We start from the raw sequence: 1,851 nt of genomic DNA, 5'->3' as shown, positions 1-1,851 counted from the left end.
CGAACGGCAAGCTCGACCGCAAGGCACTGCCGGCGCCGGCCGACGACGCCTATGCGCGCCGCAGCTATGAGGCGCCGCGCGGCGCGGTCGAGACGGCGCTGGCGCAGATCTGGGCGGAGCTTCTCGGTGTCGAGCGGGTCGGGCGCCACGACCACTTCTTCGAGCTCGGCGGTCACTCGCTGCTGGCCGTGCAGCTGATGGAGCGGCTGCGGCAGCTGTCGCTTGGGGTGGAGGTGCGCACCCTGTTCGCCAGGCCGGTGCTGGCCGATCTTGCCGCAAGCCTTGGCAGCCATCACGAGGTCGCGGTGCCTGCCAACCTGATCACCGAACAGAGCACGGCGATTACGCCGCAGATGCTGCCGCTCATCGAGCTGGCCCAGCCGGAGATCGACCGGATCGTCGCCACGGTGCCCGGTGGTGTCGGCAACATCCAGGACATTTATGGCCTGTCGCCGCTGCAGGACGGCATCCTGTTCCATCATCTGTTGGCGACGAAGGGGGATCCCTACCTGCTGGTGTCGCAGATGGCGTTTGCCGATCGCGGCCTGTTGGAGCGCTATCTTGGCGCGGTTCAGCAGGTGGTGGACCGGCACGACACCCTGCGCACGGCCTTTGTCTGGGAGGGGCTGTCGAGCCCGGCCCAGGTGGTGTGGCGTCGTGCGCCGCTGGAGGTGAGCGAGGTCGAGCTGGATGCCTGTGACGGTTCCGGCGCCGATGAGCTCAGGCGCCGGTTTGATCCGCTGCGGCATCGCATCGATGTTGGCCGGGCGCCCTTGTTGCAGTTTGTGATCGCGCGCGAGCCCGGCAGCACACGCTGGCTGCTGCTGGAGCTGCAGCATCATCTGATCGGCGATCACACGACGCTGGAAGTGATGCATGCCGAGGTGCGGGCCGTGCTCGAGGGACGCGGGCATGAGCTGCCAGCACCGCAGCCGTTCCGCAATCTGGTGGCGCAGGCGCGGCTGGATGTCGATGCCAAGGCGCATGAGCAGTTCTTCCGGACGATGCTGGCCGACATCGATGAGCCGACCACGCCGTTCGGCTTAAGCGAGGTCTATGGCGACGGCGGCGGCGTCGGCGAGGCGCATCGGATGCTGCCGCAGGCGCTCAATGATCGGCTGCGGGAACAGGCGAGGCGGCTTGGGGTGAGCCTGGCGAGCCTTTGCCATCTGGCCTGGGGTCAGGTGGTGGCGCGCAGCAGCGGCCGAGAGCAGGTGGTGTTCGGCACGGTGCTGTTCGGCCGCATGCAGGCGGGCGCGGGCGCCGACCGCACGATGGGCCTGTTCATCAACACCCTGCCTGTGCGGCTTGACCTGGACGGGACCGGGGTCGCGGCGAGCGTGCGGACCACGCATGCGAGGCTTTCCGAGCTGCTGGCGCACGAGCATGCCTCGCTGGCGCTGGCGCAACGCTGCAGCGGGGTTGCGGCGCCGGCGCCGCTGTTCGGCGCGCTTTTGAACTACCGTCACAATACGCCGGCGGCCATGGCCGGCTCCGGGACGGCAGATGGTCTGTCCGGCATGGAATGGCTGGGCGACGAGGAACGCACCAACTATCCGCTGACCCTGTCGGTGGAGGATTATGGCGAGGCGCTCGGCTTGACGGCGCAGGTGGCCGAGCCTGTCTCTGCGGATCGGGTCTGCGGCTACATGCAGCACGCGCTCGAGCAACTGACAGAGGCACTGGAGCATGCCCCCAACACGCCGGTGCGCGAGTTGGCCATCCTGCCGGCTGCGGAGCGTGCGTATCTGCTGGAGGAGCTGAACCGGACGGCGGCGGCCTATCCGTCGGAGCGGTGCATCCATGAACTGTTCGAGCAGCAGGTGCAAAAGGCGCCGGAGGCGGTGGCGC

General features: G+C 68.4%; 1 protein-coding gene. It reads left to right on the top strand.

Features of this window, described 5'->3' with window-relative positions; genetic code table 11:
• Window positions 1-1,851: condensation domain-containing protein (locus EOA85_RS34260; protein ID WP_245486307.1), on the top strand; the 1,851-nt coding region annotated here is incomplete at both ends.

It is taken from the genome of Mesorhizobium sp. M5C.F.Ca.IN.020.29.1.1, assembly GCF_003997375.1.
Lineage (GTDB): Bacteria > Pseudomonadota > Alphaproteobacteria > Rhizobiales > Rhizobiaceae > Mesorhizobium > Mesorhizobium wenxiniae.
Note: the sequence above shows the minus strand (reverse complement) of the source record. Positions and strands in the feature narration are given on the sequence as shown.